The organism is Amycolatopsis sp. lyj-109, from assembly GCF_046548995.1.
Taxonomy (GTDB): Bacteria; Actinomycetota; Actinomycetes; order Mycobacteriales; family Pseudonocardiaceae; genus Amycolatopsis.
Genome location: NZ_JAJPWR010000009.1, coordinates 250,012 through 275,573, shown reverse-complemented (window position 1 = coordinate 275,573; position 25,562 = coordinate 250,012). Strand labels below are relative to the sequence as shown.

Here is a 25,562-nt window from a genome sequence, read left to right as displayed (position 1 = left end):
TTACTGCGGAGACGGGGGAGAAAACGCCTCCAGGCCGGTCAGCTCGGCCGAACGTTCCCACAGTTGCCGGGCCAGGTGCTGGTCACGGGCCTGGGGGTTGCGGGGGTCCTCGTGCTTGAGCCGGTGGAAGTAGGCACCGTTCGCCGGACGTGGGTCGGCGCTGGTGGCCAGCCACAGCAGCGGATCGGCTCCCTGCGCCGGCGTTCGCAGGGCAACCTGGAAAGCCTTGCCCAACGGGGACTTCATCAACTTCTGTTGCCACGCGTTGTCCCGGGTCACCTCGGTGGCGACTGCTCCGGGATGGAAAGCCGCCGTGGTGATGGCCGTGCCTCGCACGCGGTGCGCGAGTTCCCGCGTGAACAGAATAGTGGCGAGTTTCGAGGTCCCGTACACCCGGAGGTTGTGATAGTTGCCCTCGGCGCTATCCAGATCATCCAGGTCGAGGTGCCGCTTGCGGTACTGCGAACTGCCGGTGTTGATCACCCGCGCGTCCGTGGCCTCGGCCAGCCGGTCGAGCAGGAGATTGGTCAGCAGGAACGGCGCCAGGTGGTTGACCTGGAACGTCATTTCGTGGCCGTCGGCGCTGGTCTTGCGGCTGCCGAAGATGGCGCCCGCGTTGTTGGCCAGGACGTCGATCCGCTCGTAGGCCGTCAGCAGGTCCGCGGCGAGCCGGCGCACGTCGTCCAGCGATCCGTAGTCCACCAGGTGTGCCCGGCCGCCGACCGCGGCCGCGACCGCCGCCGTCTTCTCGGGCGAGCGGCCCACCACCGCCACGGTGGCGCCCAGCTCGGCGAACCGATGTGCTGCCGCTTCGCCGATTCCGGCGCTGGCGCCGGTGATCACCACTGTCTTGCCACGCAGGTCCCGCACCGAATCGTGGGTCATGATCTTCTCTCTCCGTTTCTGTCAGGTTCGCGGGTCACAGGCCGGGCGCGTCGACGAATCCGCCCGCGGGGCCACGGACAGCGCTGTCGACGAGTTCCCGCACCCGGTCGGCGGGCACCGTCGTTCCCGGGGTTGCCAGCAACCAGCGGAAGGTCTCTTCGCCGCTCATCCCCTCGGGCCGACCCGCCGGGAAGTACGGCTGGACGTAGCCCGGGGCATCCGGTTCGCTCCGCCAGCTCTCGGCGAGGGTGCCGATGTCCACCGCGTCATAGCCGAGGGCGTCCAGTAGCCGAGTCGCTTCGGCCTTCGCGACCGGGTCGTCGCCCGCGATGGGCAGCGCGCTGCGGTCCGGAGCCCCGGCGGACCTGGCCAGGTCGAGCAGGTGGAAGTAGCTGATGTTGTTGAACGCCTTGATGACCCGGGAGCCGGCCAGGTGCCGCTGCACCAACGCGCTGGAGGTCAGCTCGTTCGTGTCCAGCTCGGCGATGCGGCCGTCGCGCTGCGGGTAGTAGTTCATCGTGTCGAGCACGGTCTTTCCCGCCAGCGCGGACGCGGGAAGCTCGCCGTAGGCGTGCAGCGGAATGGTGGCCACGACCAGGTCGCCGGCCTCGGCCGCCTCGGCGGGGGTTGCCGCACGGGCCCTCGGACCGAGTTCGGCGACGAGATCGGCGAGGGTTTCCGGGCCGCGGGAATTGCTCAGCACGACCTCCAGACCGGCGGCCACCGCAAGGCGGGCCAGCGTGCCGCCGATCCGGCCGGAGCCGAGCAGGCCCAGGCTTGCGGTCATGGACGCGCTCCTTCTGATCATCCGTTAAGTGACAGCTGACTGTCACTTATGTTCGGTCGCGAACGTAGCCAACGACAACGAGCGGCAGTTGCGCGCAGACGCCGCGGGCAACGTCGAGCGCATCCTGCGTGCCGCGCGCGAGGTCTTCGCCGACCTCGGGCCGGACGCGCCGCTCACGGACATCGCCCGCCGCGCCGACGTCGGCATCAGAACGCTCTACCGCCACTTCCCGAACAAGGGAGACCTCGTCCGGGCCGCGCTCGAACAGGGCTTCGCCGAAGAGCTCGGCCCCACCATCAAGCAGGCGCTCAGCGATGACGACCCCAGGAACGGCCTTCGGGTCGTCATGGAGACGACGTTGTCCATGATGGTCCGCGAGCGCAACACCCTGGCCGCGGCCAAGGACTCCGGCGCCCTCACCGCCGAAGTTGCCGTCCCGTTCCTCGACTCGTTGACCTTGCTCGCCAGCCGGGGCCAGCAAGCCGGCCTCATCCGGGACGATCTCGTCCCCGGGGACCTCCACCGGATCATGGGAATGCTCTCCGGCGTGCTCTGGAGCATGGATCCGGAGGAAGACAGCTGGCGGCGCTACGTCGCGCTCATCCTGGACGCCCTGTCCCCCGTCGGAGCGAGCCCCCTCCCTGCCGCCTGGCCCCTCGACGAGGCGCCGCGGCCCTGCAGCTGGACCAGCTGATCAGCCACCCGTGAGCGAGAGCTGTCCCGCACGCAGGGCCGCGATCACGCCACCGTCGGCCAGGACATCCGCACCGGTGATGAAACCGGCATTCGGACCGAGCAGGAACGCCGCCAGGTGAGCGACTTCGTCGGGAGTGCCGACCCGCTGGGCAGCGCACGTCTCGACCATCCGCCGATACCCCTCCGCAGCGGGACCGGACATCTCATCCCGGGCCAGCGGAGTCAGGATGATGCCGGGGCTGATGCAGTTGATCCGGGCGCCGCGCTTGCCCCACGCCACCGCTTCCGCCTGCACCCGCAGCGCGTTCGCCCGCTTCGACAGGCCGTAGGCAGCACCGCTGTCACCCACCGTCTCCGGTGCGAGGGCCGGCAGTGCCAGCAGGTCACCCGCCGGGGTGTTCGCGAGCGCCTGCTCGACATCGGGTGCGTACGGGGAGAACATGTGTCCCGCCATGCTCGAAATCACCACTCCGGCACCACCGGGCGCGACGACCCGGGCGAACTCGTCCAGCACCAGCGCGGTGCCGAGCAGGTCGACGTGCAGGATCCGCTCAGTGCTCGCCTGCACCGGCGACACCCCGGCCGTGTGCACCACATGGGTGACCGGACCGAGTTCGGCGGCGCCGTCGGCGAGGGCGGCGACCGAGCCGTGGTCGGACACATCGGTGGTCCGGGTGACCACCTCGTGGCCCTGGTCGCGAAGCTGCTCGGCGGCGGTCTCCAGTGTCTTGTCATTGAGATCGGCCAGAAGTACGGTCTGGCCGCTGCCCACGTGACGGGCGATCGCCAAACCGATGCTGCCCGCGCCGATGACGACCGTTACGCCGTTGTTCATTCGTTCTCCCTGATCTCGAACGTACTGCGCCGGCAACCTGCACGCGCGGCGGATAGCCTGATTGAGGCCGTGCTAATCCAGCTTCGCGGCAGAGTGCCGGACGTGGCAGGACGAGCTGTGCCAGGGCACAACGTTCCACGGAGTGACGGGGCACCCCAGGCAAACGGATCGGCGTTCAGTCCCGCCTTCAGATCTCCAGGTGTACCCTTCGCCACCGTCTCGTCGACGAGCTGCTCGGCCATCGCCGCCATGCCCGGCCGCAACGCATTCCTCCGCTTGGCGGTGAACCACTTGCCGAACCGCGGAGCGGACAGGACGCTCTTGACGTCGTCGTAGCGGGTGATCAGGGCGGCCTCGTCCCCACTGGCCAGCGCCCCATGCGCGATCGGTCACTTCGCCCGGATGTGCGCTATCGGTTCGTGATCGACACCGCGTGCCGTTTAGCTCATTTCGGCACCGTTACGCGGTCGTCATCCCCGTCGCAAGCGTCTCACTCTCGCCCCCTTTTCGCAGGTCACAGCCGGGTTGCGAAACACAGTGGACGTAACACCCACCTTTGTGCCCGCGACCCTGACATTGTCCTATGCGGCCATAGCCGGAACAGGGAGGCCTCACGGTGAAGCTCAAGGAACTGCGTGCGGCGACCGAGTTTCTGGTCGCGTCGGGAGAGATTGCCAAGATCCGGCTGGCGGTGTGCGACACCGACGGCTCCCCCGTATCCCGCGCCAAGCTCGCCGCATTGCGGGGGCCATTGGCGAAGCCGATGGTTTCCCTGGCTCGACATCAACTGAAAGAAGCCCAGAACGTGACCATCGACGTCATCGCTGCAGATGGCGAAATGACTTTGAGGGTGTACGCCTACGGACGGCTGGACTTCACTTCCGTGCGGGGGCGTCCGAGCGGTGGCCAGTTCGAGGTGAAGATGCTCGACCTGGTGCGTTCGCTGGTCGAGGAGATCGAGCGGGCCGGCTTGGAGGAGCTGAAGAATCCGATCGGAGCCACTGCCTGCTGGGAGCCGGGGGCCGGGCTGGAAATGGGCGAGGTCGATCCGGTGATTTCCACGGACGTGGCGGCGATCGACCGTCGGGTTCGACGGCTCGACAAACGGCGGAAGTTGATGCGGAAGGCGGCAGGGATTCTAGCTCTCACGAGTCTCATGTCGTTCGCTTTCAGCGTCCTTCTGTTCGTTCGGTACCATTTGGACAGCACGTGGCTGCTGAGCCTGTTGTACTCGGTGATCTTCGCGGGAATGGGGGCGTGGGCGCGGTTCGAGGCGGTCGATGCCTTCAAGGACATCGAGGCCGTGCGGGGACAGCAAGACCTGGAACAGATGCTGTCCACTGCCGTTCTCGAGCGGCGAGCGATGAAGCTCTTCCAGGTACACAGCCAGCAACTGAGACGCTATTACGACCAGGCGCTGCGACAGCGCGGCATCATCTTCCTCACCGGGATATTCTGCATTTTGGCCGGTTTCGCGGTGGTCGGTGTCGCGTTCGCCTTGCTGAAGTCGGCGACTCCGGCAAGCTCGTTGGAGAAGATCCTCATCGCGACGCTGGGCGCGATCGGCGGGATTCTCGGAAACTTCATCGCGGTGGTGTACCTTCGAATGTTCACGGAGACCATCAAGTCGATCGGCACCTTCCACGACCGCTTGGTGGCAACCCACCACCTGCATTTCGCCAATTTCCTGATCTCGAAGGTCAAACTCGACACCGATCGCGACGCCGCCCTTAGCCTGCTCTCGCGACTGGCCGCCCAGGAGGTGCTGGCCGGGAACGTCTCCGGCGCCGGTACCAGTGGCAACGGAAGCACTCCCGAGGTCGTCGTCCCGGCCCAACGTTGAGACCCGGTCACCCATGGGCGACGACGGTCGACCACGGTCTCGGTCACATCCCCGGGTCCTCGGACGTCGTACCCGAGCGCGGCGGCGCTTCGCGGACGTGGGTGAGCGCGTGCCGCAGGTCGCGGCCGAGGTCGGCGACCGAGCCGGGGAGGCGCTGCAAGACGGCGTGGAGCGACATAGCGGCGCGCTGCGCGTCCCCGGCGTCGAGCGGGACGCCGGGGAAGTACGTCCGCAGCACCTTGGTCACGGCGGCCCATACGGCTGGGTCACGGCGAAGCTCCCGCAACGGTGTGTCCATCGTGAGCTCGGCCGGCCTGCCGTATCCCGCGGGGAGGGGATAACGCCAGGAATGCGTTCCCGGGCCGGCTTCTCAGCACGGACCTGGAGATCGCCCACGCGGCCAAGGCTGTCACGCAGTGGGCGGCGCAGTCGGTGACCGCCGTGTGCGCCTTCAACGACGAGACCGCGATCGCGGTGCTGGCAGGCATGCGCGAACTCGGCCTCACCGCGCCCGAGAACCTCGCCATCATCGGCGCCGACGACATCCCCACCGCCCGGTTGACGGCCCCACCGCTCACGACCGTCTGCTTCGATCTCGACGAAGCGGGCCGGCAACGGGCCGAAGCCGTCGTGGCCCGCCTGTCGGGCAAAGCGCCTGGTCACCGCCGCGAGCCCGGCCCAGCCCGCACACACCACCGCGGCGGACCCGCTCTCCTGCACAACGCCGCCCTTCGGCACGTCCGCCATCGGCTTCCTCACCCGCCCTGATCGGCGCATTCGGCGTCGCGGCCTGGGCGTTCGTCTTCGCCCTGCTAGACACACGGAGCTTCGGGCTCACCGTGCTGTCCATCGTCCCGGTCGGCACCTACCAGGAGACCCGCAGCCGCGATCTGGCCGCGGACGACGGCCTGGGTGCCGAAGCGGGCAAGTCGTGAGCGGTCACCGCTTCCGGTCTGCCCCGGCGTCGTCACTTCGCCAGGGCGACAGTTTCTGGTCAGCCGCCCAGGAGGCGAGCAGGCGCAAGCCGTCGTGGGAGGGAGTGCCGGCTTCGGCGGTCCAGACGACGAGTTGCTGGTCGGGGTCGGTGCTCGCGGTGAGGGTGTCCCAGTCCAGGGTCAGCGCGCCCGCAACGGGGTGGTGGAGGGTCTTGGTGCCGACGCCGAGGGTCGCGACGTGGCGGGCGGCCCACCACTCGCGGAACTGCTCGTCCTGCACTGACAGCTCGCCGACGAGAGCCGCCAGCCGAGGGTCGTCGGGGTACTTGGCCGCCTCCATCCGGAGCTGCGCGACGCAGGTGCGGGCAACGGTCTCCCAGTGCTGGTACAACGTCCGCATGGCCGGATCGGTGAACACGATGCGCACGTAATTCCGGTGCTTCTCAGGAATCCGGCCGAAATCGGTGACCAGGGCGGCAGCCAGGGAATTCCAGGCGATGACGTCCATCCGGCGCCCCATCACGATGGCCGGGGTGGCGGTGAGGTCCTCCATGAGCCGCCTCAACGGCGGCTGGACTTTCTGCCGGGTACGCCTCGGTGATCGGGTGGGAGTTTTACCGGCCAGGCTGAAGAGGTACTTCTTCTGGTCGTCATCCAGCTGCAGGACTCGCGCGAGGGTCGACAGGACGGGAGCCGATGCCTGCATGCGACCTTGTTCCAGTCGGGTGTAGTAGTCGGTGCTGATCGAGGTGAGCTGGGCGACTTCCTCCCGCCGCAGCCCCCGGACACGCCGCTTGCCCGTCTCGGCCAAGCCGACGTCGCGGGGGCTGAGCTCGGCCCGGCGGGCCTTGAGGAACTCCCCGAGTTCATTCATGTGGGCGTTGCTGCTCATGAGCTTCATTCTCCCCCCTTCGCCGCCCGCAGGAGGGGAGGAGAGTTTTCTCCCAGGATGTCGTTCTCCCGGGAATGAATTCTCCCTTTGCGGCTCACCCGCAGGAGTGTCACGCTCGAAGCGTGGTGGTCAGGGCAAAACCGGAATCACCCTCATCTACCTGGTGAATGAACAAGGGAGCACGTCATGGCCGAAGAACAGTCCGCCGCGCAGAAGGCCATCGGCGACGTGGCGCCCAAGCTCGCCGACCTCACCGATCAGGTGCTCTTCGGTGACGTCTGGGAGCGCCCCGGGCTCTCCCCGCGCGACCGCAGCCTGATCACGGTGACCGCTCTGGTCGCCCTGTACCGCAGCGAGCAGCTCGGCTTCCACCTGAAGCTGGCGCTGGACAACGGGCTGACCGAAGACGAGCTGAGCGAAGCGATCACCCACCTGGCCTTCTACGCGGGCTGGCCCAACGCGATGGGTGCGGCGGGTCAGCTCAAGAACATCCTCGCCGGCACCGACTGACCACCGAATCCGTACACCGACCGGCCCGCACCAAGGCCTGTCACCCCGAGGAGCTGCACATTTCATGAGCAAGGTCTTCTTCATCACCGGCGCTGGGCGTGGCCTGGGCACTGACATCGCCCGAGCGGCGCTGGCCGCCGGCCACCAGGTCGTGGCCACCGGGCGCAATCCGGCGAACGTCCTCGAGGCGTTGGGCGGCGAGCAGGACAACCTGCTGGCCGCCGCCCTGGACATCACCGACCTGGACGCCGCCTACACCTCCGTCGACGCCGCCGTGGCGCGGTTCGGCCGCATCGACGTCCTGATCAACAACGCTCCACGTTCCAGGCCGGCTACTTCGAGGAGATCTCCCCTCAGCAGATGCGCCGGCAGATCGAGACGAACCTCTTCGGTCCGATGAACGTCACGCGAGCGGTCCTGCCCGTCCTGCGTGCACAGCGGTCCGGTCACGTCATGACGATCTCGTCGATCGCCGGGCTGGTGGGCCAGGAGTTCTGCGTCGCCTACGCCACCGCCAAGTTCGGTGTCGAAGGCTGGATGGAGTCCCTGCGCTACGACGTCGATCCCTACGGCATCCGCACCACGATCGTGGAACCCGGATTCTTCCGCACCGAACTGCTGGTGGAAGCGTCCACCAGCTGGGCCGAGAGCTCGATCGACGACTACGCCGAGCGCACCGCCACCACCAGGCAGATGTAGCAGTCGATGAACGGCAAGCAGGCGGGCGACCCGGCCAAGCTGGCCGATGCCCTGCTCAGAGTCGCCGACCAGGCGGAACCGCCGCGGCGGTTCGTCGCCGGCTCCGACGCCATCCCGACCGCCGAAGCCAAGGGCCAGGAGATCACCGAACAGGCTCGTGCCTCGCGTGAACTCGGCATGGACCTGGCGCACGACGACGACGCCTGACCCACCACTACCGACAAGGAGCAATCCGCATGGAGTTCGTCCGGCCCCCCGGCACCACCAAGGCCCCGGCCGACTGGTTCACCGGTGACGTCTGGTTCGACGTGATCTACGCCGGCCAGGAGCCTTCCCGCATGCGTACCAACATGGTCCGCTTCGCCCCCGGCGCGCGGACCGCCTGGCACCACCACGTCCTGGGGCAGACCCTGCACGTCGTGTCGGGCACCGCACTGATCGGCACCCGCGACGGCACGATCTTCGAGGCCCACCCGGGCGAGACGGTCACCTGCCCGCCCGGCGAGGAGCACTGGCACGGGGCGACCCCCGACCGGTTCATGCAGCACCTGGCCCTGTGGGAAGGCAGCGGCACCGACGCGCCCGAGACGACGTGGCTGGAGCACGTGACCGACGAGCAGTACACCGGCCCGCGCACCCGCAACCACTGAGAGGAACACCATGCCCGCGACGATGACGGCATTGTTCGGTGGTTCCGGCCCCGGCTGGGTGCGACGTGAGGTGCCCGTGCCGGAACCGGGTCCCGGTGAGGTGCTGGTAAGAGCCCGCGCCGGAGCCCTGAACAACGCCGACGCGTCGATGTTGGCCGCAGCCGACCCGACGACCGGCGGCACGGGCGAGACGTATCAGGCCGGTTTCGAGTTCGCCGGCGAGGTCGCGGGCGTCGGTGCGGGCGTGCGCGGCCTCGTGACTGGGCAACGGGTGATGGGCACGACGCCCGGCAACTTTGCCCAGTACGTTCTCACCGACCACCGGCACGTGCTGCCGGTGCCCGACGGCCTCGCGCTCGAGGAGGCGTGTGCGTTGCCCACCGGCCTGCTCACCGAGCACGGCGCGCTCATGGCCGGCGGTTTCACGCCCGGGATGTCGGTACTGATCACCGGCGCCACGTCCAGCATCGGCTTGATCGGCGTCCAGATCGCCAAGACCCTCGGCGCGGCAGGGATCATCGCCACGACGCGGTCCACCGGCAAACGAGACCTGTTGAAGCGAGCCGGAGCAGACACGGTCGTCATCACCGGCGGGAACGACTTGACCGCGGCGGTGCTGGACGCGACCGGTGGTCAGGGCGCCGACGTGGTCCTGGACCACGTCGGCGGGCAGACCTTCGCCGATTGCCTGCGCGCCACGCGCATCGACGGTGCGGTGGTCAACATCGGCCGGCTGGATACCGCGCGGTCGTCCATCGATCTGGATGCGCTGTCCTATCGGCACCTGCGGCTGCGCGGGGTGTCCTTCGGCTTCACCCGGGCCGCGGAACTCGGCGCGGTCATCGCGAACGCCGGCGACCAACTGCTCCCCGCGGTCGCCGACGGCCGCATCCGGCCGCTCATCGACACCACCCTGTCCTTCGATGCCGCCGACGAGGCAGCCGAGCGACTCCGTTCCCACCGAGCTCACGGCAAGATCGTCCTGTCCGTGCCCTGAGCGGCACCGACCCTGCTCGCTCGCCCGCGCCTGGTGGCACGGGCGAGCAGCCGCGGATCATCGGTCGATCATCTGCATCTGGGCTTCGTTGTGGTGCTCCCCCGCGGGCGGGGTCAGATTGTTGAGCTTTTCGAGCTGTCCGGCGGTCAGCTCGACGCGATCGGCGGCAGTGTTCTCCTCGACGCGGGAAACCCGTTTCGTGCCGGGGATCGGGGCGATGTCGTCACCCTGCGCCAGCAGCCAGGCCAGGGCGACCTGTGCCGGCGTGGCACCGACCTCGGCGGCGACGGCCTGGACCTCATCGGCGATAGCCAGGTTGCGCTCGAAGTTTTCACCGGTGAAACGCGGGTTGGTCGCACGGAAGTCGTCGGCGTCGAACTGATCGGTCGAGCGGATCGTCCCGGTCAGGAAGCCGTGTCCCAGCGGCGAATACGGCACGAACCCGATGCGCAGCTCGCGAAGCAGCGGCAGCACCTCCGGCTCCGGCTCCGGGTCACGGGTCCACAGCGAGTACTCCGACTGCAGCGCGGTGATGGGGTGCACGGCGTGGGCCCGGCGGATCGTGTCGACCCCGGCCTCGGAGAGCCCGATGTGCCGGACCTTGCCCTCGGCCACCAGCTCGGCCACCGCGCCGATGGTGTCCTCGATGGGCGTGTTCGGATCGACGCGGTGCTGGTAGTACAGGTCGATGTGGTCGGTGCCCAAGCGCCGCAGCGATCCTTCGACGGCGGTGCGGATGTTGGCCGGGCTGCTGTCGAGCTTCCACGGACCGTCACCGGTGTGGGAGACCAGGCCGTACTTGGTGGCCAGCACCACCTCGTCGCGGTGGCCCTTGAGCGCGCGTCCGACGAGTTCCTCGTTGACGTAGGGCCCGTAGATCTCGGCCGTGTCGATGAGGGTGACACCCAGTTCGAGCGCGCGGTGGATCGTGCGAATGGACTCGGCGTCGTCGCTGCCGGCTCCGGTGTACCCGTGGGACATGCCCATCGCGCCCAGGCCGATGCGGGAAACATCGAGATCCCTCAGTTTGCTGTGCTTCACGATTGCTCCTTCGCGTTCAGGGTCGGATGAGGACCTTCAGCGCTTCGCGGTCGGCCATCGCGCGGTAACCCTCGGGCACCTCTTCGATGCTCACGGTCCGGTCGAACACCTTGCCCGGCTCGATCTTGCCGTCGAGGATGTCGGGCAGCAGCTCCTCGATGTAGGCGCGGGCCGGCGCCGCCCCACCGGTCACGGTGAGGTTCTTCATCATCGAGTCGAAGCCCATCGGGACGTGCGTGTACTGCGACACGCCGAGCCTGCTGACGACGCCGCCGTCGCGGACGACACCCAGCGCCATCCCCAGCGACTGTTCGGTGCCGACACATTCGACGACCGCGTGCGTACCGTCTCCGCGAGTCAGCTCTCGCACCTTCTCGATGCCCTCTTCGCCGCGCTCGGCCACGACGTCGGTGGCACCGAACTCACGGCCGAGGTCGGTGCGCACCTTGTGGCGGCCCATGAGCACGATGCGCTCGGCACCGAGGCGCTTCGCGGCCAGCACCGCCGAAAGCCCCACCGCGCCGTCACCGACCACCGTCACCGACTTGCCCGGGCCGACCCGGGAGGTCACCACACCGTGGTGGCCGGTGCAGAAGACGTCCGACAGCGTCAGCAGCGACGGCAGCAGCTCGGAGTCCTCGCCGACGGGCAGCTTCACCAGCGTGCCCTGGGCCTGCGGCACCCGCACCGCTTCGCCCTGGCCACCATCCACATCGGACGCACCCCACTGGCCGCCGTGGCGGCAGGATGTGTGCAGGCCCTCGGAGCAGAAGTCGCAGGTGTTGTCGGCCCACACGAACGGCGCGACCACCACGTCCCCTGACTTCAGTCCGGACACGTCCGCGCCGACGCTCTCCACGACACCGAGGAACTCGTGCCCCATGCGCCTGCCTTCGGTTGAGGCGGGCATGGATCCGTACGGCCACAAGTCGCTGCCGCAAACGCAGGAACGCAGCACCCGCACCACCGCATCGGTGTCCTCGATCAGCTTGGCGTCGGGTACGTTCTCCACCCGCACGTCACCGGCGCCGTACATGATGGTTGCCCGCATGAGTTTCCTTCCTTCGTGAGTGTTTCGGAGCCGGAACGGCCGGCCGTTCGTGAGCGGCATTCATGTCCGATACCGTCGCCGACGACCTACGGCCTACCCCGTGTGCTAGCAAGGAAACACCGCACGCTGCAGCCGTGGGAGGGTCTGCTCACCGGGGTAATGACAGACCCCCCACTTACGGGTGAGTGCTCGTAGCCTCCGCAGCCGAAGATCTCACTCTTTCGTGGGGAGTACTGCTCCCCTTCCAGCAGTTCGAGCATTCGCGGCAGGCGTCGAACATGCAGCCGATGCCGATCCGGTGCTCGGTCACCTCGCTGCTGATTTCGATGACGACGCCAACGATCTCGTGGCCAGGGACGAGCGGGCCGACCGGCAGCGGACCAGCGTCCAGCGGCTTCGACCACTCCGTAGGCGTCGACCGTGGTCGTCACGATTCCTCTCCTCTGGTGGTTCGACGTGGTGTTCTTGACTGGTCAGACCAAAGCGACGCGCTTGAGCCACGACGAGACTGCGTCGCCGGCTTGGGCGACTTCTTCGCCGCGCACCGCGAGGCCCTCGCCGACGGTCGCGCCAGGGCATGCCCTCGCGTACTCCTCCGCCGCCCGGCCCAGTCCGCTCACGGCATAGGTGACGACCGGCAGGACGGTCTTGCCGGAGAAGTCGAGCTTCTCGGCGAAACTGCGCATGATCATGGGCGGGCGGACGTTCCAGAGGCCGCTGCCCAGCATTACGACGTCGTAGCCGTCGATCGCGGGGAGCGCGCCGGCGATGGCCGGGCGGGCATCGGCGTTCTGTTCACGCACGTTGCGGGCCACCGTGTCGTCGTAGCCGTCGGAGTAGGGCTCGGCGGCTTCGATGCGGTGGACGTCGCAGGCGATGCGCTCGCGGATCAAGCCGGCGAGGACCTCCGTGTTGCCGACCTGCAGGAACTTCCGGCCGCCGTAGTGGTAGTTCTCACCAGCGCGCGAGAAGCAGGCGAGCAGGACCCGCGCTCCGGGCCCGGCCGGCGTGGTGGAGCGCGCTGCCGAGGTGGGACTCAAGCCGACCGGATTCGAGGTTTCGCTGCCGCAGCCCATCAGCCAGGCACCTCCCAACGCGGTCGCAGCTCCGGCTCGGAGGAATCCGCGCCGGTCCAGACGGTCGGTCACGCGAGGTCCAGCCGCAACGTGACGTGAGTTGCATGCTCACCGGTGACAGCGCCGACGATGGCCGGCCCGTACCGGTCGTACTTCGCGTGGTAGGCCGCGTCGACGTCGGCCTGCGCTGCGTCACCGGCGTCCAAGCGGGCGAAGGTGACGTCGCGCTCGACCCCACCGGCCTGGATGCGGCCACGACCGCTGACCAGCGCGCGCCGGAACCACGGGTTGTCCGCCCCGTGCGCGGACCGGACCTCGATCCCGCCGGCCGCGGCGACGGCCCAGATGGTGACGTAGGGCCGCAGGGTGCCGTCCGGACGGTAGGACGCGATCTGCAGCTCGGTCGCGCCGCCGATCCGGCGGAGTTCGTCGGAGGTCCACTCGGTGGTGCTCATGCTGCTGTCTCCTCGGAGAGGTTGTCAGTGACGGATTTGGCGGCCGGGCGTCCGGCCGGGACGATGACGATCGCGACGACGAGCAGGGCCAGCACGAGCAGGACGGAGGAGCCGGTGAGCGCCGCGCCCACGTGTGCGGTGGCGGCAGCGGCGCCATCGAGGCTGCCTGCCCCGGCATGCACGGAGACGGTGACGAGGATGCCCAGGCCGAGCGCCATGCCCAGCTGGTGGGCGGTGTTGACCAGACCGGAGGCCGCTCCGGCGTCCTCGGGCGGGACCCGCGCGATCCCCGCGCTGGTCAGCGGCGCGAAGGCGAGCCCCTGGCCGGCCCCGATGAGCAGCATCGGCAGCGCGATCGCCACGAGGTAGGTGTCACCGGGAGCCAGCCGGCTCAACCAGGCCATCCCGGCGAGCGTCGCCGCGACGCCTGCCGTGAGCAGCACCGCACCGGAAAAGCGGGTGGTCAGTCGCGGGATCAGCATCGCGACGGCGAAGTTGACCGCCGTCATCGGGAGAAAGCCCAGGCCGGCCTGCAGCGCACTGAAACCGAGCGCATCCTGGAGGTACTGGGTGGTGAAGTAGAAGAAACCGATCATCGCGCCCATGTAGAGCATGCGAGTGGCGTACGCGCCGCTCCGCTCACGGCTGCCGAACAGACGCAGCGGCATGATCGGCTGTGCGGCCCGCGACTCGTGGATGACCAGGGTCACCAACAGCACCACGCCGACGACCAGTCCTGCCACGGTGGCCGGCGAGGTCCAGCCGCCCTCGGCGGAGGAGATGATCCCGAAGACGAGCGCGCCCATGCCGAGCGTCGCGCACACGGCACCGAGGGCGTCGAACCGTCCGCGGCGCCGCTCGGTCCCAGCCAAGACCTTGCGGGCGGCCACGACCATCACGACGGCGATCGGCACGTTGACGAGGAAGGCCGCGCGCCAGGACACCCAAGCCGCCAGCGCGCCGCCGACCACCAGGCCGAGGCTGGCACCGATGCCGGCGGTGGCGCCGTACCAGGCGACAGCGCGGGCACGGGCCTTTCCGTCGAAGTGGGCAGTGAGCAGAGCCAGCGACGTCGGGGCGACGATGGCGGCACCGATCCCCTGCAGGGCCCGGGCGGCCACGACCCACCAGCCGGTGGGCGCGAGTCCGATCAGCAGCGACGCCGCACCGAAGATCGCCAACCCGATGACGAACAGCCGCCGCCGGCCCACGAGGTCACCGGCGCGCGCACCGAGCAGCAGCAAGCCGCCGAAGACGAGGGTGTAGGCGTCCTGCACCCACGAGAGCGTGGCCGGGCTCAGGTCCAGGCCGGCGCGGATGCTCGGCAGCCCGGTGAAGATGACCGAGTTGTCGAGCAAGATCATGAAGTAGCTGATCAGGATGATCGCCAGGATCGCGGCCGGGCTCGCGGCGCCGGGGACCGAGCGTGCCGCGGGTCGCGCGGCGCTGCCGGTGGTTCCGGACTCGAGGGTTCTCATCGTGCCTCTCTTCGTTGGTCGATGCCTCGAGTCAACGGCACCCCGGGCCGGCCTGGGAGTCACGCCCTTTCCAGGGACTGGCATTACCTCCCTCCGATCCGAGCGGCGCACGGCCTCGCACCCGAAAATCCGTCCCCAGTGGACCCGAGCGCCGGCTCGCGGCGGCGCTCGCACCGAGTTCCGCTACGGCAGCGCCCAAGTGGCCGACCTCTTGCCCGCGTATGACGAGACGCCGACGCACAGCTTCCTCAAGATGATCGATCCGGCGAACGGCCTGGCCCATGGCGATCCCGCGCGCATGGCCGCCCGCATCATCGAGATGCGTCGACCGCGAGCCAGCGCCGCTGCGGATGATGCTCGGTTCGCATGCGCTCGACAGCACCATTTCGACCTTGCAGGAGCGGATTGCCGCATTCGAAGAGCAGCGCGACCTGGCCGCGTCAACTGACTTCCTGCCGGGCGGTTGACCACTCGCGGATCAGGTCAGGCTCGCCGCCGGAGACTCTTCCGTCAGCTCCTGGGTGGCGGCCCAGCTGGCAAGCATCCTGAGCGCGTCGGCGGTGGGGCTGTCTGCGGGAGCGGTGTAGACGTTGAGGATCAGGCCCGGCTGGGACGGCAGTTCCATCGTTTCGAAGTTGAGGTCGAGTTCGCCGACGACCGGGTGGCGCAGGCGCTTGCGTCCGCCGCGGTGGAACTGCACGTCGTGGGATGCCCAGCGCTTGCGGAAGAATTCGCTCTGGGTCGACAGTTCACCAATCAAGTTGATCAGCGCAGGATCGTGAGGATTGCGGCCCGCCTCCAAGCGAAGCATCGCGGCCGCGTCATTGGCGACTCGTTCCCAGTCGACGAAGAATTCGGGAGCATCCGGATTGAGGTAAAGGAACCGGCTGGTGTTCGCCGGGCGGCGTGGATCCGCCAGCACCGGAGCGTAGAGGGCGCGAGCGAGACAGTTCATCGCTACGATGTCGTGGCGTCCGTTGCGGACCCAGGCCGGCGCGTCCGTGATGGCGTCGAGTACCTCCTGGATGGCGGGGCGCACGCTGGTCGGCGACGTACGACGCCGAGAACGGCGCTCCCCCGCGGTCCGGGCGAGCGCGAAGAGGTGGTCACGCTCGGCCTCGTCCAGCTGCAGTGCCTGGGCCAGTGCGTCCAGCACGCCTTCGGAGGCACCGGAGAGATTGCCGCGCTCCATACGGACGTAGTAGTCGATGGAGACGCCGGCGAGCATGGCGACCTCTTCACGGCGCAGCCCTTTGACCCGGCGGTTGCCGCCGTAGGCCGGCAGCCCCGCCTGCTCAGGAGTGATGCGCGCGCGGCGCGAGCTGAGAAACTCGCGGACCTCGGCGCGGTGGTCGATTTCTCCCATACCCCCACGTTAGACCGGCCGTGACGACCGTGGGAGGTACTGCCGTTCCCTGGATCGGGGCGATCATCTTCCAGCGGTCGTCGACCAGCACATGGCCGAGGCGCTGAGATTCGAGGACCGGGTGTACGTCATTTACGCCACAACGATCAGCACGCAGGCCACCAGCAAAGCACCGCGCTCCGCGATCGTAACCACGCTTGCGAACGAGTTCAGGTTCGAGTAGCCCGTAGTGATGACATGTCGCCTTCGACCTTCGTGGCCCGGAATTGTCGGTGACCCAAGGTACGGTTTCCGCTATGAACGATGCTCTCGCCCATGAACGCCTCGACGAGGTCCTAGAACTCATCGACACGTGGGGAGACCTGTACAACCGCCGACGGGGAAACCGTCCCCCATATCAAGAGCAACCTGAAATTGATTCACAAGTCGACAAACTCGTTGACAAGGTCCGGGCACGAACGAAGCTCGCGCAGGACGTGATCGCGGCAATGGGCGAGGCGAGCCTTGCAGCCAAAGTGGCCGAGCACGAAGAAGGAATGGCTGGCGGGCACCCGTTCACCCGAGCCCGCATCGCGATAGTCGAGGCGATCGCTATTCTGACCCAGCGTGAGGAACTGGCCGAGATCGTCGGCCCCGTCGGCCCGCGCTTGTCGGCCTCCGAGCTGCATCCGATCATCTGGGGAGCTGCTGCTCGTCTCCCATCCGGGGTGGCCAGATCCGAACCCGCGCGAGCCGCTCGAGATGCTGGCAACGTTGAGCTACGTTGCACACCTCGTAGATCAGGCTGAAAGGGTCGAAGTCCCGTGAGTTCGTCGCTCTTCGACCGGATCTCGGCGATGCGACTCGATCGGGACGGAACGATGTCGATCGTCTTCAAGGACGGCCAAGTCGTGACAGCCGCCATCGGACGCGAGGTGTTCGAATCCACCAGTGCCATTGCCTCGTCCACGCATCACCCCCACTCGCGACTACTGCACCTTCAAACCACACGTGGTCACAACGTCGTCGTCGAACTGCCTCAACCAGACAATCTTTCCCCGGTGAACGGACGCCCCACGATCTACCTCGACCAGAACCACTGGAGCACGCTTGCCAAAGCGCGGCACTCGCCAGACCGCGTGAGCAACGAGCGGGAGCGAGCCGCCGCGAAACGGCTCATCGCGTTAGCGTCCGACCGGCAAGTCGTGCTACCGATGTCCTCGGCGCACATGGCTGAGACGTGCAAGCAGGTCGACCTGGAGCAGCGGTACTGGCGCGCACTGACGATCCTGCAACTCTCCGCCGGCTGGCAGCTCCGCGACCCACTGGATCTTCGTCGCTTCGAGCTTCAGCAAGCCATGATGACCCGATTCCGCAGTCGCTGCCTCCTCCCTCCGGCAGCGGTCACGCTCGAGCCCAACGCCGTGCATTCAGACCACGAGACTGGTTTGCGAGAGGTGACTCCGGACCTGCCGGCGGAAGCGCGGTGGGCTGTCCACGCGATTCGATGTATCGGCGGCATCGTTGACACCATGCTGGACGACGACCACGTAATGATGAACCCAGTACCCCGCTGGGCAACGCACTTCCAGGAATTCGCTGATTTTCTCTTTCACAATCCGAGCGAGAGGGAACTGAAGCGACGACGGACATACGCGAAGTTCATGGCTGATACTCGCGGGGAACTCGCCGAAGCGGCCACTCGGTGCGGCATCACGACCGAGGAATTTTCCCACTGGTTCCTCAAGGACGGGGAGGAAGACGTAGGTGCCATGCCAGCACTTGGCCTGTTCCGCGAACTCCTCCACGAGAAGCTCTCTACCAACGGGCTTCAGTGACCTTATCCTGGACGGAGGCCAGACCATGCTCTGACCTGCGAGGGCCTGTCCGGGAGACGGGAAAGGGGGCGCGGGTGTGACGGCAGCGGAAGCTGGTGACGGCACGTGCCAGGTGGGGTATCACGCGCAGATCAAAGCGGAGAACCGCGCCCGCATCATCCGCGCCGCCCGCGACCTCTTCCTCGCCCGGGGCTACGACAAGGCCTCCCTGGCCCAGATCGCCAAGGAGGCCTGCGTCTCCACCGGAACCTTGTTCAAGCGATACCCCACCAAGGCCGCGCTGTTCGCAGCTGTCACCGCCGAGCAGTGGCAGCTGGACGTGCAGTACGCCGAGCCGCCCGCGCCAGGCGATCCCCGGTACGGGCTGACCCACATCGGCCGCGACTACGCCTGCCTGCTCTCGCGGCCCGGCACGGCGGCGCTGTGCCGCCTCATCGTCACCGAACTTCCGCAGATGCCGGAACTCGCCGACAGCGTCGGCACCGGCTTCGCCATCGATCGCGGGCCCTTCTTCGAGCGGCTCCGCGACTACCTGGAGGCCGAAGCGCACGCCGGCACCCTCGTCTTCCGTTCGACCGACGGCCAGACACAGCCGGCGTCCGCCGTGGCCGAACAGTTCGTCCGGACCGACTTCGTCCCGCCCGACCCCGTCGACAGCACAGTCGTGGACGAAGCCGTCGAACTCATGCTCACCCGCTATCTCGCCCGATCCTGAACCCCGGACTACGAGTTCACGACCTTTCACTCGGTCGGACGGTCGATCGAGTGGCGCGTCGCTCAGCGAAGCGGCGCAGGAGCTGGTCGGCGCCGGTGAACGGAACAGGCTCCGGCAGGGGCGGGTTGATCGTTCCCGCACGGATCCGACCCAAGACGTCGGTCAGCAGGTCCCGACCTGCTGTCGTTCCCCCATCAGCGCGCACCCAGTCGCCCCGTCCACGCCGATCACACTGTGTTGCGGAGCAGGACGATATTGGCGGCAACCTGGGAATCTTGCCGGAAGCGAACCCCGGACCACGCAGAACCGACCGCCCGAAGGCAACGCCCGCAACGCGGCTTCCGCAGATGAACCGCCCACCGGATCGATGACCACGACCCACTCCGCCGCGGCGATCGAGACCGCCGCGTGACCGTGAAGACCATCTTCGAGTAGCTCTCGGCCGCACGTGCCGCGACCGCCAGTTCAACGCTGTCAACCGAGTTCGGGCTACGAGAAGAAGAGGGGCAGAGAAGTGTCACCTGGTGACCACCAGGTGACCGCTGTTCGCGGGGCGATGTGTCGAATCCCGGGAGATGATCGCGAGCGAGTAACCAGCCCTCCCAGCCGGCGGGAAAGGCGCTCCCAGCGGCCGTGTACATCCACGGCGGCGGATTCGAGTACGGCGCGAACACGCAGATCACCTCGAACGCCGCCGTTCTCGCCGCCTCGGGGCGTGTGCTGAGCGTGTCGGTCAACTACCAGCTCGGCGCGCTGCGTGCCGTCTCGCTCTCGCAGTACCGGTTCGACCCGCACACCGTCGACCGCACCACCGACGAAGTCGCGGGGCGAACACCCCGCTCCGCACCCCTGGAGCTATTCCAGCTCCCTCGACGACCGGAGGCACGATGACGACGGGATCGGTCAGCCCACGGCGGGCGGACACCCGGCGCAACCACGAACGCATCCTCGCCGTGGCGGCGGAATTACTGTCTGGCTCGGCCGAGCTGTCGTTCAACGCCATCGCGAAGCAGGCCGGGGTCGGGGTCGGTACGGTCTACCGCCACTTCCCGACTCCCGAAGCGCTCATCGTGGCGGCCTACCAGCGCGAAGTCCGGCACCTGGTGGACGTCGTGCCACAGCTGCTCGCCGCGCACCCGCCCGAAGCAGCATTCCGGATCTGGACCACCGACCACCTCGCGCACTACGTGATGACCAAGCGCGGCCTGGCCGACGCCCTGCGCGTCGAGACATCCGCCCGCGAGGGGCTGCCCGCGAGCACCTCCCGCGCGGTGGCCGGCGCGGTCTCGACCCTGCTGAAGGCGAACGCCGAGGCGGGGACCGTCCGCGACGACCTGAACCCGGAGACAGTCCTGCGGGGGCTGGCCGGGCTGCTCTACCTCAACCCCGGGGAGGACTGGCGGGAGCAGACCGTCGCGCTGACCGATCTGCTCTGGCGCGGGATGGGCAAGAAACCTTGAAGGGAATCCGTCACCGAGAAATCCGGTTCTCCGCCCGAATACCCGATGCGCGGCCCGGTCAGGCCGGCTCGAACGGGTGAACCGACCGAGCTCGGACCACGAGAAGACGAGGAGCAGCGCGAAGAGTGTCACCAGATGACCACCAGGTGACCGCTGCTCACCGGGCGATGTGTCGAATCTCGGGAAATGATCGAGAACAAGCAACCAGCCGCCGACACGCCGCGGGAACACCTGAACCGCGCCGGAAGGACACGTCATGACCGCCACAGCACCCACTGCACCAGGGGTGCGGTCCTGGTGGGGAATCCCGTTCGCCACCGCCGAGCGATACCGCCGCCCCGTGCTCGCGGATTTCGATCCGGACCGCCCCTACGACCGCAAGGGCGTCGCCCCCGTCCAGCCCGACACCGGTGACTGGCTCGAAGCCGACAGCGGGACCGGCGAGGACTGCCTGAACCTGAACGTGTGGGCTCCCGAGCAGCCGGCCGGGAAGGCGCTTCCGGTTGCCGTGTACATCCACGGCGGCGGATTCGAGTTCGGCGCGAACACGCAGATCACCTCGAACGCCTCTGGTCTCGCCGCGTCGGGGCGCGTGGTGAGCGTGTCGGTCAACTACCGGCTCGGTGCGCTGGGTGCGGTCTCGCTCTCGCAGTACGGCGGGCGGCTCGCCGAGGCCAGCAACCTCGGCCTGCAGGACATCATCGCCGCGCTCACCTGGATCAAGCAGAACATCACCCACTTCGGCGGCGACCCCGACAACGTCACCGTCTTCGGCCACAGCGCCGGCGCCTACTCCACCTTCGGGCTGCTCGGCGCGTCCTCCGCGGACGGCCTGTACCGGCGGCTGGCGGGATTCTCCGGTGGGCCCGCTCGGATCGTCCCACCCTGGTGGGCGGAGGAGCTCGCTCACCGGTTCGTCACCGAACTCGGCGTCGCGGACAACCCCGACAAGCTGATCGACCTCGACGCGCCCTCCCTGGTGGCCGCCCTGCGCAAGGTCTGCCCGACGGACCTCGGCGTCCGCGGCGGGGTGGACAACCAGGCCACCGGCGTCGTCCTGGACGCCGGACAACCCGGCGCGGCGGTGCACGCCCATCCCATGGACGTCCTGGCCTCGGGTTCGCACCGCGATGTCGACGTGCTGCTGAGCATGGCCAGCGACGACATGGGCTGGTGGGTGGCGAACGACCTCGACCGGTTCGACCCGCACACGCTCGACCGCGTCACCGACGAAGTCGCGGGGTGGCGCATTCCCCGCTCCCGCGCGCAGAAGATCATCGGCACCTACGACCAGGACGGCCGTACCCCAGCCGAGGTCCGTGCCGCGGTCATGGCGGACTACCTCTTCGCGCTCCCCGCGGCCCGTGGCGCCCTGGCCCACGCCGCTGCGGGCGGCAACGCCCATCTCCTCCTGATCGGGCCGGCCGAGGGTGCACCCGCCGTTCACGGCACCGAGATGTATGCCCTGGTCGGCCAGGACCAGCCGGGCCGCAGCGCGGATCAGGCCGAGCGTGACACGCGGATCCGCGACATCGTGCTCGACTTCGCCACCAGCGAGCAGACCCGGCTGTGGGCCGCCGTCACCGACCGGCCCACCGCGGAAAGCGTTGGCAACCCGCCCTTCGAGGCCGCCGCCCACTATCAGGCGGCACTCGACCTCTGGGCGAACATCGATCGCCCCTGACGCGATCACCTGGACACAGCCCGGGGACGAACAGAGCAAGGAGTTCGGCATGAACCCATCGACAGCAGCCGGCGACGCCGCACCGGCGACGATGCGGGCCGTCGTCGTCACCCGGCCCGGCGGCCTCGACGCGCTGGAGATCAAGGATGTGCCGGTGCCGGTACGTAAGCCTGGCTGGGTGCGGATCAGGGTGAAGGCGTTCGGCGTCAACGAGTCCGAGGTCACCACCCGCAAGGGCGAGTCGGACGCGGTGGTCACCTACCCGCGCGTGCCCGGCATCGAGGGCGTCGGCGTGGTCGATGAGGCCGACGCGGACAGCGGGCTGCGGCCGGGACAGCAGGTGGCCACGATGATGGGCGGCATGGGCCGCTCGTACGACGGCGCGTACGCCCAGTACGTGACCGTCCCCGCGGAGCAGGTCATCCCGTTCGAGACCGGCCTGCCGTGGGAGGTCGTCGGTGCGCTGCCGGAGATGTTCCAGACCGCCTACGGCTCCCTCACTGCCGGCCTCGGCCTGCAGGCGGGGCAGACGCTGCTGATTCGTGGCGGCACCTCGACGGTCGGGCTGAGCGCGGCCACGATCGCGAAGGACCTCGGGGCCACCGTGCTGTCCACGACCCGCAGCCCGGAGCGGGCCGGGGAACTGCGGGCCGCGGGCGTCGACCATCCCCTCGTCGACAACGGCACCCTCGCGGACCAGGTGAAGGAGCTGGTGCCGGGCGGTGTCGACGCCGCACTGGAGCTGGTGGGCTGCTCGGTCCTCGCCGACACCCTGCGCGCCGTCCGCCGGCACGGCACGGTCTGCTTCACCGGAGCACTGGCGGGCCAGTGGACGATCCCCGATTTCACCCCGTTCATGATCCCCACCGGGGTGCGGCTGACCTCCTACGGCGGTGAGGCCGCCGACCTCCCGGCCGATGTCTTCGCCCACCAGCTCCAGGCCATCGCCGCAGGGCGCCTCACAGTCCCGGTCGCGAAGGTCTACCACGGTCTGGAGCAGATCCGTGACGCCCAGGCCGACGTCGAGTCCGGCACCACGCCGGGCAAGCACGTCGTCGTCCTGGACGACTGAGAAGTCGCTCCCCGTCGTTTCCGAAGGAAAGAACAGATGACAGACCAGACAGCAGCAGACTTTTTCGGTGCCTTGACCACCCGGCCTCCGTTGGACCCGGAGCTCGCGCCGGTCGAGGAGGCGCGGGGCGCTGTTTTTCCGGCCCTGTCGGATGAGACCCTGCCGGAGATCCGACGGCAGATCGCCGAGTATTCCCCCGAGTTGGATTCGGACGCTCTGACCGCAGGCGGCAGAGTGCGCGTGGAGGAGCGCCAGATACCCGGCCCGGAAGGCGAGCCGGACATCACTGTGCTGATCCTCAGCCCGGTTGAGGACCGAGGCCCCAAGGGAGGCATCCTCAGCCTCCACGGTGGCGGAATGATCATGGGAGGCCGCCGGGACCACGTGAACCACCTCCTGCTCCATGTGATCGAGGGGCGGGCGGTCGTCGTGTCGGTCGAGTACCGGCTGGCGCCGGACCACCCCGACCCCGCGCCGGTCGAGGACTGTTACGCGGGGCTGGTGTGGATGGCGAAGAGCGCGGCCGAGCTCGGTATCGACCCCGAGCGGCTCCTGATCGCCGGAGTCAGCGGCGGGGGCGGCCTCGCGGCGGGGGCCGCGCTGCTCGCCCGCGACCGCGCCTTTCCCGAACTCAGCCACCAGATTCTGATCTGCCCCATGCTCGACGACCGCTTCGAGACGCACAGCAGTCGCATGGTTGACCGCGAAGGAGTGTGGGACCGCTACAGCAACCTGTACGCGTGGACCTCCGTGCTGGGCGAGCGGCGCGGCGGCCCGGATGTGTCGCAGTACGCCGCGCCGGCCCGCGCCGAGGACCTGAGCCGGCTGCCGCGCACCTACATCGACACCGGCTCGGCGGAGGGGTTCCGCGACGAGATCCTGAGCTACGCCGGCCGCCTGTCCGAGGCGGGCGTGAGCGTCGATTTCCACATGTGGGGCGGCGGCTTCCACTCGTTCGACATGGCGGCGGGTGATGCGGCTGTGTCGCGCGCCGCCAATGCGACCCGAGAGGAGTTCATCCGACGGGCTCTCCAGGCTTGATCACCGGACTTCGAGGCTCGGGGCGCGGTCAGTCAGGGGTGCGCGGGTCGCCTGCTCACGGGTGAATCCCCGCTTCGCGCGCCGCGAAGGCGGCCGGGGTGAGACCGGTGCGGTCGCGGAAGAAGCGGCCGAAGTTCGCGGGATCGGTGAAACCGAGATGGACGGCCACGGCCCGGGCGTCCCACCGGGCGGCTCCCAGCAGGCGCCGGGCTTCGAGCAGCCGCCGCTCGTTGATGAGCTCACGCACGCCGTGGCCGGTGGCGTCCTGGACGGCGCGGCTGAGGGTGCGGACCGAGCAGCCGAGCAGCTCGGCGTAGTCCGCGGCCCGGTGCAGCTCGCGGAAGTGCAGTTCCAGGGCGTCCACGAACCGTCCGTAGGTGTCGGCGCGGGCGGGACCGCGTGTCGTGTCGGCGGGTGTGAGGCCGGAGGCGTTGGCCAGGCGCAGCAGCAGCGATTCGAGCAGGCTGCGGCGCAGGGCGTGGTGGACGTCGAGCGGGCGGCGCCCGAGCGCGCGGTGTTCGTCCAGGAGCTGGAACGCCGTCTGCTCGAGCCAGCGGACGTCGTCGGGGTGCGGGCTCAGCACGGCGGGGGCGTCGTGCGCGGTGAGCGGGGCCAGCAGGCGGGCGGTGGCGGGCGTCAGCACGTCCGGCTCGAACAGGATGAACGGGCCGCGGGCCGCACCGGGCAGATGCCAGCACTGCGCGTGCCCGGGACGCACCCACAGCCACTGGCCGGGGGCAACGGTCCGCGTGACGTGGTCGACGTCGTGCCACAGCTCACCCTCGGTGACCAGGATGAGGTAGTGGAAGGTGGCACGGCCCGGACGGGGCGGGTTCCACGGCCAGGCGTCGTGCTGGGCGAAGAAGTCCTCGACGGTGATCACCTCGAGGCCGTACGGCGTGCCGACCGGCGGCTGGAAACCGTACAGCCGAACCGCGACCGGTTCATCCCGACCAGCGTGTCGCTTGTCGACCATCACGTGTCCGCAGCCTACAGCCCTCTTGATCGGATTCGCGGGAAGGATGGGACGTGCCGCCGCGACCGGAGTGTCGCGCCTCCGCGGCCTACGCCGCCACTGCAATCCCATGGCGGCCGGCCGGCGACCGCACCGACAACACCCCAGAGAGCACGGCACCCATGAAAATCCGACTGACCACCGCAGACACCGCCCTCGACGCAACCCTCGCCGACAACGCGACGGCGCATGACTTCGCCACGCTGCTGCCGCTCAAGCTGCCCATGAACGACCTTTTCCAGCGCGAGAAATACGGTCACCTGCCGCAGTCTCTCGCTGCGGGTGGTGAGCCGCAGTCCAGCTACGAGATCGGCACCATCGGCTACTGGTCACCCGGTCCCGACATCGCTGTCTTCTACGACCACGACGGCGAGTCCATTCCCGACCCCGGCATCGTCATCCTCGGCGAGATCGGCTCGGGGGCCGATGTCTTCAAGAAGTACGACGACACGGTCGAGGTCACCATCGAGGCCGTCGACTGAAGCCCGGCCGGTCCGCCTGTCCACCCAGGCTGGCGGCGCGTACCGATCATCACGTGTCCGCAGCCACCCGCCCCTCCGAG

General features: G+C 68.5%; 29 protein-coding genes and 2 pseudogenes. 18 read left to right on the top strand and 13 right to left on the bottom strand.

Annotation, left to right across the window (positions count from 1 at the left end):
• Both ACLJQF_RS22250 and ACLJQF_RS22245 read right to left on the bottom strand, forming a co-directional pair.
• Complete coding sequence (locus ACLJQF_RS22250; protein WP_410611267.1) at nucleotides 1-885, bottom strand: SDR family NAD(P)-dependent oxidoreductase; 885 nt, start codon at nucleotides 883-885, stop codon at nucleotides 1-3.
• Nucleotides 886-919: 34 nt separating this feature from the next.
• Entirely contained in the window at nucleotides 920-1,672 is a 753-nt protein-coding gene (locus tag ACLJQF_RS22245) for an NADPH-dependent F420 reductase (RefSeq protein ID WP_410611265.1), read from the bottom strand.
• A gap of 88 nt (nucleotides 1,673-1,760) precedes the next feature.
• Between ACLJQF_RS22245 and ACLJQF_RS22240 the strand changes: the two genes are divergently transcribed.
• A complete protein-coding gene (locus ACLJQF_RS22240; protein WP_410611264.1) occupies nucleotides 1,761-2,366 on the top strand; it encodes a TetR/AcrR family transcriptional regulator in 606 nt (201 codons plus the stop codon).
• Here the strand turns inward: ACLJQF_RS22240 and ACLJQF_RS22235 are convergent, their stop codons facing one another.
• Nucleotides 2,367-3,203, bottom strand: a complete 837-nt coding sequence (locus tag ACLJQF_RS22235) for an SDR family oxidoreductase (protein WP_410611263.1) — start codon at nucleotides 3,201-3,203, stop codon at nucleotides 2,367-2,369.
• A gap of 616 nt (nucleotides 3,204-3,819) precedes the next feature.
• On the opposite strand from ACLJQF_RS22235, the gene ACLJQF_RS22230 reads away from it, so the two are divergent.
• The gene (locus ACLJQF_RS22230) at nucleotides 3,820-5,046 is read left to right on the top strand and encodes a TRADD-N-associated membrane domain-containing protein (protein WP_410611262.1); all 1,227 of its coding nucleotides are present in this window, start codon (nucleotides 3,820-3,822) and stop codon (nucleotides 5,044-5,046) included.
• 43 nt (nucleotides 5,047-5,089) lie between these two features.
• Here the strand turns inward: ACLJQF_RS22230 and ACLJQF_RS22225 are convergent, their stop codons facing one another.
• Nucleotides 5,090-5,293, bottom strand: coding sequence for a hypothetical protein (locus ACLJQF_RS22225; protein ID WP_410611261.1), 204 nt, complete (start codon nucleotides 5,291-5,293; stop codon nucleotides 5,090-5,092).
• A gap of 74 nt (nucleotides 5,294-5,367) precedes the next feature.
• On the opposite strand from ACLJQF_RS22225, the gene ACLJQF_RS22220 reads away from it, so the two are divergent.
• Nucleotides 5,368-5,814, top strand: coding sequence for a substrate-binding domain-containing protein (locus ACLJQF_RS22220; RefSeq protein WP_410611392.1), 447 nt, complete (start codon nucleotides 5,368-5,370; stop codon nucleotides 5,812-5,814).
• A 171-nt stretch (nucleotides 5,815-5,985) separates the two neighbouring features.
• Here ACLJQF_RS22220 and ACLJQF_RS22215 read toward each other — a convergent pair whose 3' ends face one another.
• Nucleotides 5,986-6,873, bottom strand: coding sequence for a helix-turn-helix domain-containing protein (locus ACLJQF_RS22215; RefSeq protein ID WP_410611260.1), 888 nt, complete (start codon nucleotides 6,871-6,873; stop codon nucleotides 5,986-5,988).
• 186 nt (nucleotides 6,874-7,059) lie between these two features.
• On the opposite strand from ACLJQF_RS22215, the gene ACLJQF_RS22210 reads away from it, so the two are divergent.
• From ACLJQF_RS22210 to ACLJQF_RS22190, 5 genes and pseudogenes are all read left to right on the top strand, one after another.
• On the top strand, nucleotides 7,060-7,383 hold the full coding sequence (locus ACLJQF_RS22210; RefSeq protein ID WP_410611259.1) for a carboxymuconolactone decarboxylase family protein: 324 nt from the start codon (nucleotides 7,060-7,062) through the stop codon (nucleotides 7,381-7,383).
• Between the two features lie 64 nt (nucleotides 7,384-7,447).
• A pseudogene (locus ACLJQF_RS22205) lies at nucleotides 7,448-8,082 on the top strand (SDR family NAD(P)-dependent oxidoreductase).
• 6 nt (nucleotides 8,083-8,088) lie between these two features.
• Nucleotides 8,089-8,289 (top strand): hypothetical protein, encoded by a 201-nt coding sequence (locus tag ACLJQF_RS22200; RefSeq protein ID WP_410611258.1) that lies wholly within the window; start codon nucleotides 8,089-8,091, stop codon nucleotides 8,287-8,289.
• 29 nt (nucleotides 8,290-8,318) lie between these two features.
• Nucleotides 8,319-8,732 carry a cupin domain-containing protein gene (locus ACLJQF_RS22195; protein ID WP_410611257.1) on the top strand — a complete coding sequence of 138 codons (414 nt, stop codon included), beginning with the start codon at nucleotides 8,319-8,321 and terminating at the stop codon, nucleotides 8,730-8,732.
• A 10-nt stretch (nucleotides 8,733-8,742) separates the two neighbouring features.
• Nucleotides 8,743-9,729 (top strand): quinone oxidoreductase family protein, encoded by a 987-nt coding sequence (locus ACLJQF_RS22190; RefSeq protein ID WP_410611256.1) that lies wholly within the window; start codon nucleotides 8,743-8,745, stop codon nucleotides 9,727-9,729.
• 57 nt (nucleotides 9,730-9,786) lie between these two features.
• Here ACLJQF_RS22190 and ACLJQF_RS22185 read toward each other — a convergent pair whose 3' ends face one another.
• The 6 genes from ACLJQF_RS22185 to ACLJQF_RS22160 form a co-directional block, all read right to left on the bottom strand.
• Entirely contained in the window at nucleotides 9,787-10,770 is a 984-nt protein-coding gene (locus ACLJQF_RS22185; RefSeq protein WP_410611254.1) for an aldo/keto reductase, read from the bottom strand.
• A gap of 16 nt (nucleotides 10,771-10,786) precedes the next feature.
• Nucleotides 10,787-11,821, bottom strand: a complete 1,035-nt coding sequence (locus ACLJQF_RS22180) for a zinc-binding dehydrogenase (protein WP_410611253.1) — start codon at nucleotides 11,819-11,821, stop codon at nucleotides 10,787-10,789.
• A 175-nt stretch (nucleotides 11,822-11,996) separates the two neighbouring features.
• Nucleotides 11,997-12,197: an alcohol dehydrogenase catalytic domain-containing protein gene (locus ACLJQF_RS22175; protein ID WP_410611390.1), complete on the bottom strand. Its 201-nt coding sequence runs from the start codon at nucleotides 12,195-12,197 to the stop codon at nucleotides 11,997-11,999.
• A 97-nt stretch (nucleotides 12,198-12,294) separates the two neighbouring features.
• Complete coding sequence (locus ACLJQF_RS22170; protein ID WP_410611252.1) at nucleotides 12,295-12,969, bottom strand: flavodoxin; 675 nt, start codon at nucleotides 12,967-12,969, stop codon at nucleotides 12,295-12,297.
• The gene (locus ACLJQF_RS22165) at nucleotides 12,966-13,352 is read right to left on the bottom strand and encodes a DUF2255 family protein (RefSeq protein WP_410611251.1); all 387 of its coding nucleotides are present in this window, start codon (nucleotides 13,350-13,352) and stop codon (nucleotides 12,966-12,968) included. The genes ACLJQF_RS22170 and ACLJQF_RS22165 overlap by 4 nt, the downstream gene beginning before the upstream one ends.
• Complete coding sequence (locus ACLJQF_RS22160) at nucleotides 13,349-14,830, bottom strand: MFS transporter (protein WP_410611250.1); 1,482 nt, start codon at nucleotides 14,828-14,830, stop codon at nucleotides 13,349-13,351. Before ACLJQF_RS22160 ends, ACLJQF_RS22165 begins: the two co-directional genes overlap by 4 nt.
• 281 nt (nucleotides 14,831-15,111) lie before the next feature.
• Here ACLJQF_RS22160 and ACLJQF_RS22155 point away from each other — a divergent pair, with 281 nt between their 5' ends.
• Nucleotides 15,112-15,297 carry a hypothetical protein gene (locus ACLJQF_RS22155; RefSeq protein ID WP_410611248.1) on the top strand — a complete coding sequence of 62 codons (186 nt, stop codon included), beginning with the start codon at nucleotides 15,112-15,114 and terminating at the stop codon, nucleotides 15,295-15,297.
• An 11-nt stretch (nucleotides 15,298-15,308) separates the two neighbouring features.
• On the opposite strand, the gene ACLJQF_RS22150 is transcribed toward ACLJQF_RS22155, so the two are convergent.
• The gene (locus ACLJQF_RS22150) at nucleotides 15,309-16,196 is read right to left on the bottom strand and encodes a helix-turn-helix transcriptional regulator (protein WP_410611247.1); all 888 of its coding nucleotides are present in this window, start codon (nucleotides 16,194-16,196) and stop codon (nucleotides 15,309-15,311) included.
• A gap of 296 nt (nucleotides 16,197-16,492) precedes the next feature.
• Between ACLJQF_RS22150 and ACLJQF_RS22145 the strand changes: the two genes are divergently transcribed.
• The 8 genes and pseudogenes from ACLJQF_RS22145 (at nucleotide 16,493) to ACLJQF_RS22110 (ending at nucleotide 23,985) form a co-directional block, all read left to right on the top strand.
• The gene (locus tag ACLJQF_RS22145) at nucleotides 16,493-16,984 is read left to right on the top strand and encodes a hypothetical protein (protein WP_410611245.1); all 492 of its coding nucleotides are present in this window, start codon (nucleotides 16,493-16,495) and stop codon (nucleotides 16,982-16,984) included.
• A gap of 15 nt (nucleotides 16,985-16,999) precedes the next feature.
• Complete coding sequence (locus ACLJQF_RS22140; RefSeq protein WP_410611244.1) at nucleotides 17,000-18,013, top strand: hypothetical protein; 1,014 nt, start codon at nucleotides 17,000-17,002, stop codon at nucleotides 18,011-18,013.
• A 76-nt stretch (nucleotides 18,014-18,089) separates the two neighbouring features.
• A complete protein-coding gene (locus ACLJQF_RS22135; protein WP_410611243.1) occupies nucleotides 18,090-18,728 on the top strand; it encodes a TetR/AcrR family transcriptional regulator in 639 nt (212 codons plus the stop codon).
• 621 nt (nucleotides 18,729-19,349) lie between these two features.
• A pseudogene (locus tag ACLJQF_RS22130) lies at nucleotides 19,350-19,619 on the top strand (hypothetical protein); the annotation flags it as partial.
• Complete coding sequence (locus tag ACLJQF_RS22125) at nucleotides 19,616-20,188, top strand: TetR/AcrR family transcriptional regulator (RefSeq protein WP_410611241.1); 573 nt, start codon at nucleotides 19,616-19,618, stop codon at nucleotides 20,186-20,188. The pseudogene ACLJQF_RS22130 and the gene ACLJQF_RS22125, both read left to right, overlap by 4 nt.
• Nucleotides 20,189-20,444: 256 nt before the next feature.
• Entirely contained in the window at nucleotides 20,445-21,872 is a 1,428-nt protein-coding gene (locus ACLJQF_RS22120) for a carboxylesterase family protein (protein ID WP_410611239.1), read from the top strand.
• A 49-nt stretch (nucleotides 21,873-21,921) separates the two neighbouring features.
• Entirely contained in the window at nucleotides 21,922-22,944 is a 1,023-nt protein-coding gene (locus tag ACLJQF_RS22115) for an alcohol dehydrogenase catalytic domain-containing protein (protein ID WP_410611237.1), read from the top strand.
• Between the two features lie 36 nt (nucleotides 22,945-22,980).
• Complete coding sequence (locus ACLJQF_RS22110; protein WP_410611235.1) at nucleotides 22,981-23,985, top strand: alpha/beta hydrolase fold domain-containing protein; 1,005 nt, start codon at nucleotides 22,981-22,983, stop codon at nucleotides 23,983-23,985.
• Between the two features lie 55 nt (nucleotides 23,986-24,040).
• Here ACLJQF_RS22110 and ACLJQF_RS22105 read toward each other — a convergent pair whose 3' ends face one another.
• Nucleotides 24,041-24,961: a helix-turn-helix domain-containing protein gene (locus ACLJQF_RS22105; RefSeq protein WP_410611234.1), complete on the bottom strand. Its 921-nt coding sequence runs from the start codon at nucleotides 24,959-24,961 to the stop codon at nucleotides 24,041-24,043.
• A 53-nt stretch (nucleotides 24,962-25,014) separates the two neighbouring features.
• On the opposite strand from ACLJQF_RS22105, the gene ACLJQF_RS22100 reads away from it, so the two are divergent.
• A complete protein-coding gene (locus ACLJQF_RS22100; protein ID WP_410611233.1) occupies nucleotides 25,015-25,482 on the top strand; it encodes a cyclophilin-like fold protein in 468 nt (155 codons plus the stop codon).
• Nucleotides 25,483-25,562: the final 80 nt, after the last annotated feature.